We start from the raw sequence: 289 nt of genomic DNA, 5'->3' as shown, positions 1-289 counted from the left end.
GTCGCTTTTGATCAATTAACGATGACTGAATTCATGCAACGGCTAGTTGATCAATTCAAGTACCTACGTGACCAATACCAAAAAGGAATCGAAGTTACTGACGAAGAAAAAGACTTCCCAACTCAAGATATGCTTAATGGCTTCAAGGATGAAACCGATAAAAATATTTGGATGATCAGTGCTTATCTAGGCAAAGCACCATTCGCTGACTAATATAAAAGACCATATGGCTATAAACGAGTAGCAATATGGTCTTTTCTTATGCTGAAAAAATAGCAACCAATAACAC

General features: G+C 36.7%; 1 protein-coding gene. It reads left to right on the top strand.

The window, feature by feature from the left end; translation table 11 throughout:
- Positions 1-213: ferritin-like domain-containing protein (locus LI126_RS14680; protein ID WP_276535640.1), on the top strand; the 213-nt coding region annotated here is incomplete at its 5' end.
- Between the last annotated feature and the right edge of the window lie 76 nt (positions 214-289).

It is taken from the genome of Mediterraneibacter sp. 210702-DFI.5.30, assembly GCF_020560115.1.
Lineage (GTDB): Bacteria > Bacillota > Clostridia > Lachnospirales > Lachnospiraceae > Mediterraneibacter > Mediterraneibacter faecis.
Note: the sequence above shows the minus strand (reverse complement) of the source record. Positions and strands in the feature narration are given on the sequence as shown.